Origin of the sequence: Bacillus sp. FJAT-53060 (assembly GCF_037104745.1) — a bacterium.
In the GTDB taxonomy this organism is placed as follows: Bacteria; Bacillota; Bacilli; order Bacillales; family Bacillaceae; genus Bacillus; species Bacillus stratosphericus_B.
In genome coordinates, this window is record NZ_JBAWSW010000057.1 from 1 (window position 1) to 12516 (window position 12516).

General features: G+C 39.9%; 16 protein-coding genes, 1 other RNA gene and 3 pseudogenes. 6 read left to right on the forward strand and 14 right to left on the reverse strand.

Going from position 1 to position 12516, the window contains the following annotated elements; translation table 11 throughout:
- Nucleotides 1-156 precede the first annotated feature (156 nt).
- The 7 genes and pseudogenes from WAX46_RS14630 to WAX46_RS14660 all read right to left on the reverse strand — a co-directional run bounded on the left by WAX46_RS14630 (nt 157) and on the right by WAX46_RS14660 (nt 3590).
- Nucleotides 157-1311, reverse strand: coding sequence for a THUMP domain-containing class I SAM-dependent RNA methyltransferase (locus WAX46_RS14630; RefSeq protein ID WP_226568909.1), 1155 nt, complete (start codon nt 1309-1311; stop codon nt 157-159).
- Between the two features lie 109 nt (nt 1312-1420).
- An RNA gene (gene rnpB, locus WAX46_RS14635) (RNase P RNA component class B) lies at nt 1421-1804 on the reverse strand.
- Between the two features lie 60 nt (nt 1805-1864).
- The gene (gene gpsB, locus WAX46_RS14640) at nt 1865-2170 is read right to left on the reverse strand and encodes a cell division regulator GpsB (RefSeq protein ID WP_008356836.1); all 306 of its coding nucleotides are present in this window, start codon (nt 2168-2170) and stop codon (nt 1865-1867) included.
- Between the two features lie 75 nt (nt 2171-2245).
- A pseudogene (locus tag WAX46_RS14645) lies at nt 2246-2742 on the reverse strand (DUF1273 domain-containing protein).
- Between the two features lie 73 nt (nt 2743-2815).
- Complete coding sequence (cotD, locus tag WAX46_RS14650) at nt 2816-3043, reverse strand: spore coat protein CotD (RefSeq protein WP_226568846.1); 228 nt, start codon at nt 3041-3043, stop codon at nt 2816-2818.
- Between the two features lie 82 nt (nt 3044-3125).
- Nucleotides 3126-3212, reverse strand: a complete 87-nt coding sequence (locus WAX46_RS14655; RefSeq protein ID WP_226568908.1) for a hypothetical protein — start codon at nt 3210-3212, stop codon at nt 3126-3128.
- 162 nt (nt 3213-3374) lie between these two features.
- The gene (locus WAX46_RS14660; RefSeq protein WP_226568844.1) at nt 3375-3590 is read right to left on the reverse strand and encodes a hypothetical protein; all 216 of its coding nucleotides are present in this window, start codon (nt 3588-3590) and stop codon (nt 3375-3377) included.
- A gap of 204 nt (nt 3591-3794) precedes the next feature.
- On the opposite strand from WAX46_RS14660, the pseudogene WAX46_RS14665 reads away from it, so the two are divergent.
- Nucleotides 3795-4145 (forward strand): annotated as a pseudogene (locus tag WAX46_RS14665) (glutamine amidotransferase); the annotation flags it as partial.
- A 346-nt stretch (nt 4146-4491) separates the two neighbouring features.
- Nucleotides 4492-4641 (forward strand): hypothetical protein, encoded by a 150-nt coding sequence (locus WAX46_RS14670; RefSeq protein WP_226568842.1) that lies wholly within the window; start codon nt 4492-4494, stop codon nt 4639-4641.
- A 66-nt stretch (nt 4642-4707) separates the two neighbouring features.
- On the opposite strand, the pseudogene WAX46_RS14675 reads toward WAX46_RS14670, so the two are convergent.
- Nucleotides 4708-5221, reverse strand: a pseudogene (locus WAX46_RS14675) (IS3 family transposase).
- A gap of 124 nt (nt 5222-5345) precedes the next feature.
- Nucleotides 5346-5852, reverse strand: coding sequence for a PTS sugar transporter subunit IIA (locus WAX46_RS14680; RefSeq protein ID WP_226570141.1), 507 nt, complete (start codon nt 5850-5852; stop codon nt 5346-5348).
- 167 nt (nt 5853-6019) lie between these two features.
- Between WAX46_RS14680 and WAX46_RS14685 the strand changes: the two genes are divergently transcribed.
- On the forward strand, nt 6020-6439 hold the full coding sequence (locus WAX46_RS14685; RefSeq protein ID WP_226570140.1) for an Hsp20/alpha crystallin family protein: 420 nt from the start codon (nt 6020-6022) through the stop codon (nt 6437-6439).
- A 19-nt stretch (nt 6440-6458) separates the two neighbouring features.
- Here the strand turns inward: WAX46_RS14685 and WAX46_RS14690 are convergent, their stop codons facing one another.
- From WAX46_RS14690 to WAX46_RS14700, 3 genes are all read right to left on the reverse strand, one after another.
- Nucleotides 6459-6887 carry a YppG family protein gene (locus WAX46_RS14690; RefSeq protein WP_226570139.1) on the reverse strand — a complete coding sequence of 143 codons (429 nt, stop codon included), beginning with the start codon at nt 6885-6887 and terminating at the stop codon, nt 6459-6461.
- A 107-nt stretch (nt 6888-6994) separates the two neighbouring features.
- Nucleotides 6995-7366 (reverse strand): YppE family protein, encoded by a 372-nt coding sequence (locus WAX46_RS14695; RefSeq protein ID WP_226570138.1) that lies wholly within the window; start codon nt 7364-7366, stop codon nt 6995-6997.
- Nucleotides 7367-7424: 58 nt separating this feature from the next.
- A complete protein-coding gene (locus WAX46_RS14700) occupies nt 7425-7658 on the reverse strand; it encodes a DUF5446 family protein (RefSeq protein WP_226570136.1) in 234 nt (77 codons plus the stop codon).
- Between the two features lie 196 nt (nt 7659-7854).
- On the opposite strand from WAX46_RS14700, the gene sspM reads away from it, so the two are divergent.
- Nucleotides 7855-7959: an acid-soluble spore protein SspM gene (sspM, locus tag WAX46_RS14705; RefSeq protein ID WP_226570134.1), complete on the forward strand. Its 105-nt coding sequence runs from the start codon at nt 7855-7857 to the stop codon at nt 7957-7959.
- A gap of 22 nt (nt 7960-7981) precedes the next feature.
- Here the strand turns inward: sspM and WAX46_RS14710 are convergent, their stop codons facing one another.
- Nucleotides 7982-8938, reverse strand: coding sequence for a DUF2515 domain-containing protein (locus tag WAX46_RS14710; protein ID WP_336494249.1), 957 nt, complete (start codon nt 8936-8938; stop codon nt 7982-7984).
- A gap of 46 nt (nt 8939-8984) precedes the next feature.
- Between WAX46_RS14710 and recU the strand changes: the two genes are divergently transcribed.
- Both recU and WAX46_RS14720 read left to right on the forward strand, forming a co-directional pair.
- Nucleotides 8985-9620 carry a Holliday junction resolvase RecU gene (gene recU / locus WAX46_RS14715; RefSeq protein WP_336494250.1) on the forward strand — a complete coding sequence of 212 codons (636 nt, stop codon included), beginning with the start codon at nt 8985-8987 and terminating at the stop codon, nt 9618-9620.
- Nucleotides 9621-9639: 19 nt separating this feature from the next.
- Entirely contained in the window at nt 9640-12306 is a 2667-nt protein-coding gene (locus WAX46_RS14720; protein WP_336494251.1) for a PBP1A family penicillin-binding protein, read from the forward strand.
- Nucleotides 12307-12371: 65 nt separating this feature from the next.
- Here the strand turns inward: WAX46_RS14720 and WAX46_RS14725 are convergent.
- A partial coding sequence (locus WAX46_RS14725) for an IS3 family transposase (RefSeq protein WP_336493244.1) occupies nt 12372-12516 on the reverse strand: 145 nt, incomplete at its 5' end.

Sequence of the window (12516 nt, forward strand, 5' to 3'; positions counted from 1 at the left end):
CTAAAGCCACTACTTCTAATTGATTTCTTCTCTCTTCTTCACGTTTCGATAACATGTTCATCCCCCGCAGAATTGTGTTATTACCCTTATTATACAAAAAAGCTTGTAGACTTTGTCTACAAGCTGAGTCACACCTTCTTTAGGTGTGACCATTTTTTATGATTTAGTTGTTTGCTTTCTAGGCGGGCGTTTTCCCCAATATTGATAATAGTCTGTTTTAATAAACCCGTTAAACAGTTTTCTCTTTTTCGTTGCTTTTCTTCCGAAGCACTCTTCGAACTTTTCATGTGACGTTAACATGTAAATTGACCAAGTGTCTAGGTTCTTGAATGCTTCACCCATCGCTTGATACATTTTTTCAACAGCTGGTTTATCGCTGAGCCGTTCTCCGTAAGGCGGGTTTCCGACAATCACACCATACTCTTCTTTTGTTTGGAAGTCTTTTACTTGCATTTGCTTAAATTGAATCAGTTCACTTAGTCCAGCTTCTTCTGCATTCATTTTTGCAATCTCTACCATACGATGATCGATATCACTCGCAATAATGTGGAGTGGCTGATCATAGTTCGCTTTTTCTTCCACTTCAAGACGCGCTTTGTTCCATACGTCCTCACCGATCAATGCCCATGATTCTGAATCAAATGCCCGGTTAAATCCAGGGGCAATATTTTGTCCTATCAGGGCTGCTTCAATGGCGATGGTACCTGATCCGCAAAAAGGATCAACAAATGGGCGGTCAGGTGTCCAGTTCGTTAATAACACGAGTGCGGCAGCAAGGGTTTCTTTAATGGGTGCTTCTCCTTGGTCCACACGATACCCACGTTTATGAAGTCCCACACCTGATGTATCAAGTGTTAGCACTGCTTTGTCTTTTAAAAGCGCAATCTCGATTTTATATTCCGGTCCGGTCTCTTCAAGCCAATCAGACTGAATGTTGTAAGATGATCTGAGCTTTTGCGCGATCGCCTTTTTGACGATGCGCTGACAATCCGGCACACTCGCTAGCTGTGATTTGACAGACTTACCGATGACAGGGAACGTACTATTTTTAGGCAAGTAAGCGGCCCAGTCAATCGCTTTTGTCCGTTCAAAAAGTTCTTCAAATGTTTTTGCCGAAAATTCAGCAACTTGTACCTTTATACGGTCTGCTGTACGCAACCACAGGTTTGCACGGCAAATCGCAAGGTCATCCCCTCGGAAAATGACTTTCCCGTTATCTACTGTGCACTCATAGCCAAGGTCCCTTACTTCTTTTGCAACAATTGCTTCAATCCCCATTGGAGCTGTCGCGATGAGTGTATAGGTTTTCATTTGTTTATCACCTGTTTTCTCGTCCTTTTCTTTATTCAAGATAAAAGCTCTCCATATGTTGAAATAGGAGAGCTTTGTTTTCATCATGTTTATTATAACGGATATAACGTTCTGTAAGCCATGTTTTGTTCCATCGTACTGCAATCGGCAAATGCCTCGTACTCAGGTGGTAATCATCTATCTACAGAATTCTCTGTCCTTCTCTCCGTTTGGTTCCTTTGAGAAAGTTCCCCTACCAAGTTTGGGTTTCTCGCTCGAGGGGTTTACCGCGTTCCACTCTCACCATTTCTAGTGAGACTTCGTCACTGTGGCACTTTCAAGGATACTTTGCCATATCCTAAAAGGACGTAGGCATTTTTCCTGCCGTCAGCCTTTCCCTGGCTGCCCTGGCTTATTTTTTCGCCAGGCACGAACACTACGGGCATCTCAGCACCGTGCGAGCATGGACTTTCCTCTGTAACGCCTAACTGCATTACAGCGATTACCCGAACGTTAATCAACTAGCGTTATTATAAACGACAATGTCATTTGACACAAGTTTTTTCGACATTACTCAATCATAAAGTTTGCTGCCGAAAACGTGCTTCTCAAGGTTAGATAGTCTCTTTAAAATATCAAAGTTTGTTGTATTGGACTGTGCAGGCTGTCTTTTCCCTTGTTCAACTGCTTCTTCAAGCTGTTTCGTCAAGTGGAGGTTTTCTTGTTGAAGCTTTTCGATTTCTTGATGGAATGTCTCATAGTCTTTAATGACCATATCTAAAAATTTATCGACTTCTTCTTGTTTATACCCTCTGACACCTGTTTTAAATTCTTTTTCTAAAATTTCTTTCGCAGAAAGCTTTACTTTATCAGCAAGCATTTTTTTCACCTCATATCGTGAATTCATAGTATATTTTTTCAGAAATACGTGACGTTGTCAAATTTTCTCTTGCTTTTAGTCAAAAAACGGATCTTCTGCCTCAACCTGTGCTCTTAAATCATCCATTGTGATATACATAATTGGGTAATCGGTATAGGTTTCAGCTTCTTTGATCATATACTTTGGTGAGCCTTCATGCTCGGGATCAAATAAGACGAGAAGACCATCTGTTTTTTCAATAAAAAAGCGGTTTTTTTGTTTAAATTGTGCCGGACTTTCATACGGTCTATGCGTGACACTTTCTACAAAATCAGCTGCTCTTCCTGTTCATAAAATGGCGTAATGACAGCAAGCTTTAACGCTGGATACTCCTCTTGAAGCTCAAATACCACTTCGGCTGTCCACATTTCTGCACCTAGCTGACCTGATATGAGAACCCGTTCCAGCCCATCTTCAATGAGTGCTGTCAGCCTTTTCTGAAGCTCCGCTTTTATGTATTGAAGTGCAGGCTCGTCTTGTTTGAATATCCCAAGCTCGAATGGCTTGTACCCTGTGACAGCAATTATTTTCATTTTTTCACCTGCTTTTAGAAAAAGGGACTTATCAAAGTCCCATTTCACTTTATCTGTTTCTGCAAGATCTGTTTCAGCAAGGGCCACCGCAGTTAAAATGTTGATGTGTTGCCTGACCCACCTGAGAAAACGTATGCGGGAAGTAGTGAACATGTTGGAAGTTTTGGTGGTGAACATTTGTTACATGCTGCGGATGGATGTGCGGCACAATTGTTTTTGACTCACTGTGTGTACAGCAATGATTCGTCGGATGAACAATTGGCTGTGTAACATTTGGCTTGCAATGATGGTGATGGTACATATAGTATTCCCCTCTCCTTGATTTTCTTACATTAACAATGTATGAATTAAGAGGTGTACATGTACTAATGCATTAACCTATTTTAAAGAAAAACATCTTTATAGTTTGAAAACACAAAAGCAACCAAAATGACAACAAGAAAAAACAAGTAAAAAATACCCTTATACATGCTTTACGCTCCCCATTCAATATCTAACGTTATTTTACAGGATTCGTGACTTTTCTACAATAAAAGTGCTAAACAATTTTTATTTTCAGACGATAGCCGAACGTTGTCATTTTTTGCGCTTTCCCAGGCAATAATTTCATTGCCAGTGCTTCAATGTCCCGGTCACTTAAAAATCGTTTGATTCAAATAGATCTTTCCATATACGTACAGCTTCATCCCATTGGTCATCGTTAATTGTAAGGATAAATCATAAGCCGCTTGATTCGCATGCTCAAACTCAGCATCTGTTAATTCTTGCAAATGCTTCGTTGCTTCCTGTACATCACGATGATCAAGGTGCCATCTAGCAAGTGCGTATTTCTCATCATTTTCCTTCACCGCATCCTTAGATAATATTTTTTTGGACAGATGAATGTAGAGACTAATTTGTTAAAGCGTCTAATTCGTTATGAGTCAAAATACCTTCAATTAGCGCCATTTTTTGGTCTTTTTAAAAATGGAAATAGATCACCTGTGTCAAAAATTCAAGAGTGATTCCTTCTCGATAGACGTGCAGCTCTTCTTTTTCTACAACGGAAAGGAACATTTGTTGATTATATAATAGGATTAGAAAAGACAAATTTTAATTTACTAGTTATGATTAGTGGTAATTCCTGGATTAATGATAGATTCGTAAAAACATTCCGATAGCAGGGATATACGGAGCAGTGGATTATATGGCAAAGAACGGTTATTTGAATAATCTTAGTCATACAGGGAATTCAGCTTACATATGGAAAGACTACGAAAGTTCTAACCCGACTAGGAATTTCTTAGAAAAACAGGCTGTAAGGAAAAAATTGGTTGCCGCAAATGGAACTGCCCCTATTGAATTTACTAGTTTAAATCGAGAGTATGATGTTTATGAAGCGTTATGGTTTTTATGAATATTGAATAAATTATAATATTCGGGAAATGTTTTATTAAAAAGGCTTATCCATTAAACCAGACTTCATTTTCAATCGGTCTCAAAAGGTTTAGATAACATTTTTATAATTGTGACATATTTGTTAAATAATACAATTTATAAAGGGGTTAACTTTCCAATTTAGAAATGTATAAGTGTAGCAAAATACAAGCAGTAGATTGAGGGTTTAACAATGACAGAGACGTTTACGTTAGTTGATGTTCTAAAAACAAAAAAACTCGATTATTTGCCTATGCGTCACTACAGCCGAAGATGCTATCAATGGGTACAATCGAGGAATCCCGCTGATTGCGGTCGCACGAGAGCTAATTGTTGATCCAGAATGGGCAAAGAAAATTAAAGAAGGTCGGAAAAGCGAGATTGAAACAGTCATTAAACGAGAAAAAAGACAAATACCTGATTCCAGAGGGATGGTGGTCTGTTATGGAAGCAAGGCAAGGCTGGGTTCCGATGGAGGATTAATTTCATAAAAAAACTACCCTATCATGGGGACTGACCCCCGTTTTTGAGACAGGGATCAAAACACCTTTATACAGCCAATTGCCGATAGTTTATCGGTGATTGGTTGTTTAGTTTTGTTTGAATAAAAATGTTGTTATAATAATAAATGTATTCTTTGACAGTGCGTTCTACGATGGTGGTCGTAGTTCGATCAATCCTGTTAAGATAGAACGTTTCAGACTTTAGTGAGGAATGGAACGATTCGATGGAGGCATTATCAGCGGGTGTCCCTTTACGGGACATGCTCATGGTAATGCCTTTTATATGAACAGCTTTCTGATACTCGTAAGATGTATACACAGAACCTTGATCTCTCTAATTCGGAAGAGTACTCGGGACCCTTTCCATAGATATATTGTTTTCCAACAGGCTGTTCGAACCTGTGTGTATCCCCAGCCTTATGCCACCTCACCCATGTCTGAACCTGCGTCTTATTCTTGATATTCAATTCCTGCATGATCTCTTTCATAGGTACACCTGCCAATCTCATTTCTACAGCCTTCTGTTTGACTTCAACTGGATAACTCACTCTTGTCCCCATAGAAAAAACACCTCCATGTTTTATTTCGGATCACAACGGTCCGTTTTCAAACTTGAAGGTGTTTTTTATTTGTCTCATCTTAGGGGGTCAGTCCCATGTGAGGGTAGTTTTTTATGTGCTTTTTTTATTTCATTTTCACAGTAAAGAGCTTGGAGGTCTGTTTTTCCACAGAGCCCTTTGGTTCTTTATCAAGTCGTTCTACAAGATCACCATTCATGATGACAATAGGTGTCACGGTGCTGGCGGCCTTCTCTGCAATGAGTTCTAAATTACACGTAATGAGACGATCACCGGCTTTCACTTTATCTCCTTCTTTAATGTGCGCTTCAAATCCTTCTCCATTTAACCCAACTGTTTCAAGTCCGATATGAATCAGAAGCTCAAGCCCTGAGAGTGTTCGAATCCCAATTGCATGTTTTGTATGGAAGAGCTGAATGATTTCACCCTCTACTGGTGACACAATGGTGCCATTGCTTGGTTTTACTGCTACGCCGTCTCCCATCATCTTTTGAGAAAAGACGGGATCTGGTACATCAGTCATATCCATTAACTCCCCATCAGCTGGAGAATAAATGACTTCTTCCTTTACATCATCTTGGTTATTTCCGAAACCGAATAATTTTTTCAGCAATGTTCATTTGCTCCCTTCAAGCTTTGCTCCTAGATCTATTCAGCATATGGCCTTCGCGTCCATACACCTTGCTTCATTCAACACTATTTAATCATAATTTTTTTCTCCCAGCAATTAATAACCGCCTGAGCCCTTTTTGCATAGGTTGTAGATGAGAGGTGATTCAAATGAAACATGAAGGCGAAAAAAAACATGAATTGTTGGCAAATGAAGATATTCTATATGAAGCGATTGAACAATTTTTTGCATCTTCCCCGTTTCACGAGATTTTAAATAGTGCAGAGGCGCTCATGACTACGTCCCATTCACTTGCATCGATTACAACCGATGTGACAGAAGATGCTCAATTTGTGTATATCGACATTCAATTTCCAGACCATTTTGTTGAAGGTGATATTGCGCTAGAAGTCAAAGCTCAATATTTACACTTATCGGTGCAGGAAAAAATCAAAACAGAGACGACTTCCTCCTATTCCAGCTTTACGAAAACCATTTTAATGCCTGCAAAAATAGATGAAACAAACATGAAGAGTGTTTGGAAAGATCAATCACTTCGTGTGACCGCACCAAAGCTAACAACCCAATAGATGCTTCTATTGGGTTTTGCTATGCTTTAAAAATGCTTGTAAATCCTTTTGCCAATGAACCCACTTGATTCATTGTACTCATCATTTGCCCAGCTGTATCAAACATTTTGTTAAAGTCATATTGTCCATTCGTCTTTTTGAATTGTGACAGCACACTTTTAAATTGAGATGATTGCTGTTTTTGCGGCCTTGGCAAAGGATAAGGATTCATAGGCTGATGCATGGGCATCATACCTGATGGCTGCATCTGCGGCTGATTGATCACTTCTGGCTGCTGATAAGACTGGAAATTCTCTTGATATCCATAAGGCGCCTGGCTCATTCCACCTTGATATGGAGGCATGAAATATTCTGGAGGCTGCGGAGGCTGCTGCATGTCTGGATACGGAAAAGGTCCTTGCTGAAATTGGTTCAATTCATAAGGTTGCTGGTTTGAATAAGGGAACATATATCTCGCTCCTCTCGCTCTCAAAACATATTGATGTCAATGATATATTATGTTCAAAAACAGAAGGTGTGCCTAAAGCAGCCATAAGAAAAACGTAGGATGTTTCATCAGTTGTGCTCTTTGATTTCTTCTACTAAAAGGGTCAGTGTGTAGATCACCGATTCAACTAAATTTTTCACACGGAGTGCGTGCTGTTTACCAAAATAAGATTGCAGGAATACCTCTTTTCCATTTTCTTTTACGGCTGATAGCTGTTCTTCGTGTAAGTATTTAGGTTTAGCCTGATGAATAAACGAGATGGCAGCGGCAAGCCATTCTTCCATTTGCTTGTCAAATGTCACAACGGCCGGCTGAATGTCCTTGTAAAAATCATATTCTGGGTATTCCTTTTCAGCCTTTCCCTTTTGGTACTGCTTATACGCTTCTTCGATCCGAGTTCTCAGCTCTTGTGTATGTTTAAGTAATGTTTGATTATCCATAGTGTTCACCCCTATGAACCATCCTACCAAACGTTCACTTAATGCTCAAATAGGAGAGCTAGCCAGCGTGATATGCTGGTCTTGCCGCCAGTTTAAACTCGGCTGCATGAATCTTCAATTCACAGTCCTTCACTTCTGATTCAAGGCGGTCAATCATTTGTTCTTGCTCCTGATTAGCTGCGTGTTTTGTTTGCTCGACAGCAAGAGACAGCTCTGCTTCCACCGCATCAATCTTTCGCTCGATTTCCTCTAGCAACTGCATAATGGATTCTTTTGATACAAATTCGCTCATCATCAGATTCCTCCTTTATCGTCTCTCGTTACATTCTCTTTTCTTTTTCACCATCCTTCATACATGACAAAACTAGAAGCAAATCGCCAATCTAAGTGTAGATGAGCACTATTTCTTCATTTTCGACATGCGCTTGTCCTTCTTTGTATGATTGCGTCCGATTCTGTAAAGTCTAAGGACAAAGGAGGTAGATTTCATGAAAAAGCAGTCAGCACCAAAAGAGCAAAAGCCAAAAGGGAAAGAAAACAGTACAGATAGCCTTGATAAAAAGCTTGGCGGTCCTAATCGTCCAGCCACATAAAAAAGCAGGTACCCCCTGCTTTTTATTTATGCAAAAAATAGTGCTCTAATGAGAAAAGAAAACGAAGCTGCCTTTTTTTATGGAAGTACCAGTCGGTCAGCTCGATTTGTTTTGGTAACGGTTCTGCATCGAATAAGGTTGGATTCAATTTCTTTTGAAACCAATCTTCCCGTTGATCGTCTAATGAATGTGTGATCACCGGATAAACCGTTCGAAGGAAAGGTGTTGACCTTCTAGCGATCCCTAAAAACGGCTCAAAATCAAACCGAGACCCGGTATGTGGCACGGTATGCAAAAAATGATAAAAATCCGAAAACAAATCGGACCGAAATAATAGTTTCGCTAGTTTTTTTCCAAATGTAATGCGCTCCTTGACATGAGAAAACTTCCTTATAGTTAACCCATACAAATGCCCATCTACTGTTGGAAAAATGACCGTTTGAAAATGTCCCCACTCGCTGAAAAGATATTGAATCGAGTGAAAAACATTCTTTTTCAGAAGAGGATTTTGTATAATAGGAGATTGTATAGTATATTGTTCATTTATGATGAGTGCATAAAGCAGACGCTCTGTGTCACGCTTTAGCCAAAAACGTTCCCACTCAGCGATCATAAACCGAGACACGCAGAAATATGGCAACAGATGAAAAAAAGATTTGCTGCATCGCTTAGACCATTCATACAAGAGAAGCTGCGGGTAAGCATCAGAAAAGATGAGCCAATTTGCTCTTTCATATGCTGTAAAAAACAGGTGCCCTTGCTGATCAGTTAAACCAGGATGGAAAAGCTCGCCTTTTAAATCCGTCATCGACCACCCTGCATTTCTTGATACAAAAGAAGCAAGCAGTGACCATTTCATTTCTGGATGACGATCATAAAAGCGCTTGTAAGCATTTGTCCTCGTTAGGTTGTCTTTATTTTTCGCTTTCGTTTCACGTAAAATTTGCTGAGTAATGATGTACTCTTCATGTGACAACATGGTCATCTCTCCAATACAAAATGCAATAAAAGGAGGCTGAAACTTAATGGTTCGGTATCCAAACGGAAAATTGTATCACCCCCTTCAACAAATTGGGACAACAAAAAGAAGCAGCGGCGAATTCTCTTATAGTAATCGTGGGATGACGCTTGAGGCTGATTTAAATGAAACTAACCAGTACTATTTAGTAAACGGGATTGCTGTCATTCATAAAAAGCCTACCCCTGTTCAAATTGTCAATGTGGACTATCCGAAAAGAAGCGCTGCTGTCATCAAAGAAGCCTATTTTAAACAATCCTCGACAACAGACTATAACGGGGTCTATAAAGGGTGCTATATTGACTTTGAAGCAAAGGAAACCAAAAGCAACACCTCATTTCCGCTCAAGAATTTCCACGCTCATCAAATTGAGCATATGAAAGAGGTTGAAAAGCAAGGCGGAATTTGTTTTGTTATTATATCCGCTTTTGGCTCCGTTTATTATTTACCAGCTTCTGACCTCTTCTTCTTTTGGGAGCGACAGCAGCAAAATGGGAGAAAATCCATTAGCAAAGACGAATTAATGGGAGCTGGCCACTTAATAACACTTGGATATTCGCCAAGAATTGATTATATTAAAGTAGTGGAGACACTTCATTTTTCGGATGAATGTGAGCAACATTTAAGTTCGAAAAAGGTTTAACACGAAAGGTTGAGATGTGATGTCTGATCAATTTACAAGTCGTGAACAGCGACGTAAAGCAAATCAAAAGAACAATAAGAAGCAAAAGAACAAAAAAGGCAAAAAGAAAGCAGGTCTATTTAAAAAAATATTTTTATCTTTACTCGTGATCGGTCTTCTTTGTTTAGTTGCCGGAATCACAACTTTTGCCGTTTTTGTATCAAGCGCTCCTTCTATTGATGATAGTAAGCTCAAAACACCGTATTCTTCAAAGATTTATGATAAAAACAAGAATGTCATTGCAGAAGTCGGTGCTGAAAAAAGAACGTATGTCTCGATTAAAGATATACCCGATGTTGTAAAAGAAGCGTTTATTTCTACTGAAGATGCACGTTTCTATAAACACTACGGGATTGACCCAATCCGAATTGGCGGTGCTCTTTTAGCGAACATCGAGGATGGATTTGGAGCTGAAGGTGGAAGTACAATTACACAGCAAGTTGTGAAAAACACCCTTCTAAACAACCAAAAAACATTAAAGCGTAAAGTACAGGAAGCGTGGCTCTCTATTCAGCTTGAGCAAAAATACTCTAAAGATGAAATTTTAGAAATGTATTTAAACCGAATTTACTTCACGCCTCAGGCTTATGGCGTTGGAAAAGCGGCTGAACAATTTTTCGGTGTTACAGATTTAAATCAACTAACCGTTGCACAGGCTGCCACTCTTGCAGGTATGCCGCAGAGTCCTAACGCCTATAACCCAGTCAAACATCCTGAAGCAGCGGAAAAACGCCGTAATATCGTTTTAAGCCTCATGAAAGAACAAGGCTACATTACAGATAAAGAGTATGACGTAGCAAAAGCAACACCTGTCAGCAAGACCGTCGTCTCAGCTGATAAATATAACAGCCAAAACTCAAGTAAATACTCTCCTTTCATTGAAGAAGTCATGGAAGAAGTACAGAAAAAAGCCAAAGTTGATGTATCAACTGATGGACTTAAAATCTACACAACACTTGATACAAAAGCACAGGATCACCTAGACAGTATCATTAATGGAGATGCAGTCGGATTTACAAAAGGTATGCAGGCTGGTGTTACCCTGCTTGATACGAAAAATGGGGAAATACGTGCCATTGGCGGTGGACGTGATGTACCAGTCGGCGGTTTTAACTATGCCACGGATGCAAAACGCCAACCAGGGTCAACAATTAAACCAATCCTAGATTACGGTCCAGTCATTGAAAACAAAAAATGGTCAACGTATCAGCAAATTGATGATGCACCGTATACGTACTCAAACGGTACACCGATTAATAACTTTGACAGAAGACATTTAGGGAAAATGTCGATGAGAAGTGCTTTGGCACAATCACGCAACATCCCTGCCCTAAAAGCATTCCAAGAGGCAGGCACAGATCATGCGGTTCAATTCGCTAATAATTTAGGCATGGACTTACCGTCTGATATTCCAGAGTCCTACTCAATTGGAGGGTTTGACGAAGGTGTCTCTTCTCTAAAGATGGCCGGTGCATTTAGTGCATTCGGTAATAACGGGTACTATAATGAACCCCATGCTGTAACATCTGTTGAATTTAATGACGGAACAAAGCTTGACCTTACGCCAGACTCTAAAGCGGCAATGAGTGATTACACTGCATTTATGATCACGGATATGCTGAAAACAGCTGTACAATCTGGAACTGGTACACTTGCACAAGTACCGAACGTTCAAGTAGCTGGTAAAACAGGTACAACCAACTTTACACAAGATGATATCAATAATTACAATATCCCTTCTGGCAGTGCGAAAGATTCATGGTTTGTCGGCTATACGCCGCAATATACAGCTGCCGTTTGGACGGGAATTGGTAATTCAAAAGATGCGGACGGCAAAATGTGGCTCACAAACAATGAGCAGCGCGTGGCAAAAATCGTCTTCCAGCGATTAATTTCTCAAATTGATGACGGAAGCGGCTCATTTGAAAAGCCTGACAGCGTCGTTGAAACCACCATTGAAAAAGGATCAGATCCAGCTAAATTAGCCGGACCAAATACACCAAGTGACAAGAAGACAACAGAATACTTTGTCAAAGGTACTGTTCCGACAAAAGTGTCTGACACGTATGAGGAAAAAGAAGCGGATAAACCATCTGACTTAAAAGCAGTATATGATGAAGAGAAAAATTCGATTACGCTAACTTGGGGCTATGACGCCGATGCTACATTTAATGTGAAGCAAGCTGTCGACGATGGGGGCTATAAAGAAATTCAAAACAGCTCTGCTAAAGAAGCGGTCATCTCTGACGTGAAGCCTGGCTCCACATATAAATTCCAAGTGACCGCGACTGTAGAGGATGTCACAAGTAAAGCGGCTTCTACTTTCCTCACCATTAAAGATGACGGAGATGAAGAAGAAAAAGCAGATGATGAGAACAAAGAAGAAGAAGAGTCTCAGCAGCCTGATGATGAGAACAAAGAAGAAGAAGAGTCTCAGCAGCCTGATGATGAGCAGAAGCCAGATGATAAAAAAGATCAAGATCAAGGCGGAAATACGGAAAACGGCAATGACGGTTCCGGTGATGGCCCAGACAGCACAAATGGGAACAGCAGCTCACAGACTGATGCCAATAAAGATAAAAAGAAAGATGACGAGAAAGCCAATTCTCAAAGCTCAAATTCTACTTCTCGAAAAGAAGATGATTGATGTAAACAAAAAAGCACTTGCCTTAGGGACTGACCCCCGTTTTTGAGACAGGGATCAAAACACCTTTATACAGCCAATTGCCGATAGTTTATCGGTGATTGGTTGTTTAGTTTTGTTTGAATACGAATGTTGTTATAATAATAAATGTATTCTTTGACAGTGCGTTCTACGATGTTGGTCGTAGTTCGATCAATCCTGTTAAGATAGAAC

Coding starts and splice junctions, on each gene's coding strand:
- WAX46_RS14630 (WP_226568909.1), bottom strand. CDS start 1,311: ATGAAAACCTATACACTCATCGCGACAGCTCCAATGGGGATTGAAGCA.
- gpsB (WP_008356836.1), bottom strand. CDS start 2,170: ATGCTTGCTGATAAAGTAAAGCTTTCTGCGAAAGAAATTTTAGAAAAA.
- cotD (WP_226568846.1), bottom strand. CDS start 3,043: ATGTACCATCACCATCATTGCAAGCCAAATGTTACACAGCCAATTGTT.
- WAX46_RS14655 (WP_226568908.1), bottom strand. CDS start 3,212: ATGTATAAGGGTATTTTTTACTTGTTTTTTCTTGTTGTCATTTTGGTT.
- WAX46_RS14685 (WP_226570140.1), top strand. CDS start 6,020: ATGAAACATGAAGGCGAAAAAAAACATGAATTGTTGGCAAATGAAGAT.
- WAX46_RS14690 (WP_226570139.1), bottom strand. CDS start 6,887: ATGTTCCCTTATTCAAACCAGCAACCTTATGAATTGAACCAATTTCAG.
- WAX46_RS14695 (WP_226570138.1), bottom strand. CDS start 7,366: ATGGATAATCAAACATTACTTAAACATACACAAGAGCTGAGAACTCGG.
- WAX46_RS14700 (WP_226570136.1), bottom strand. CDS start 7,658: ATGAGCGAATTTGTATCAAAAGAATCCATTATGCAGTTGCTAGAGGAA.
- sspM (WP_226570134.1), top strand. CDS start 7,855: ATGAAAAAGCAGTCAGCACCAAAAGAGCAAAAGCCAAAAGGGAAAGAA.
- WAX46_RS14710 (WP_336494249.1), bottom strand. CDS start 8,938: ATGTTGTCACATGAAGAGTACATCATTACTCAGCAAATTTTACGTGAA.
- recU (WP_336494250.1), top strand. CDS start 8,985: ATGGTTCGGTATCCAAACGGAAAATTGTATCACCCCCTTCAACAAATT.
- WAX46_RS14720 (WP_336494251.1), top strand. CDS start 9,640: ATGTCTGATCAATTTACAAGTCGTGAACAGCGACGTAAAGCAAATCAA.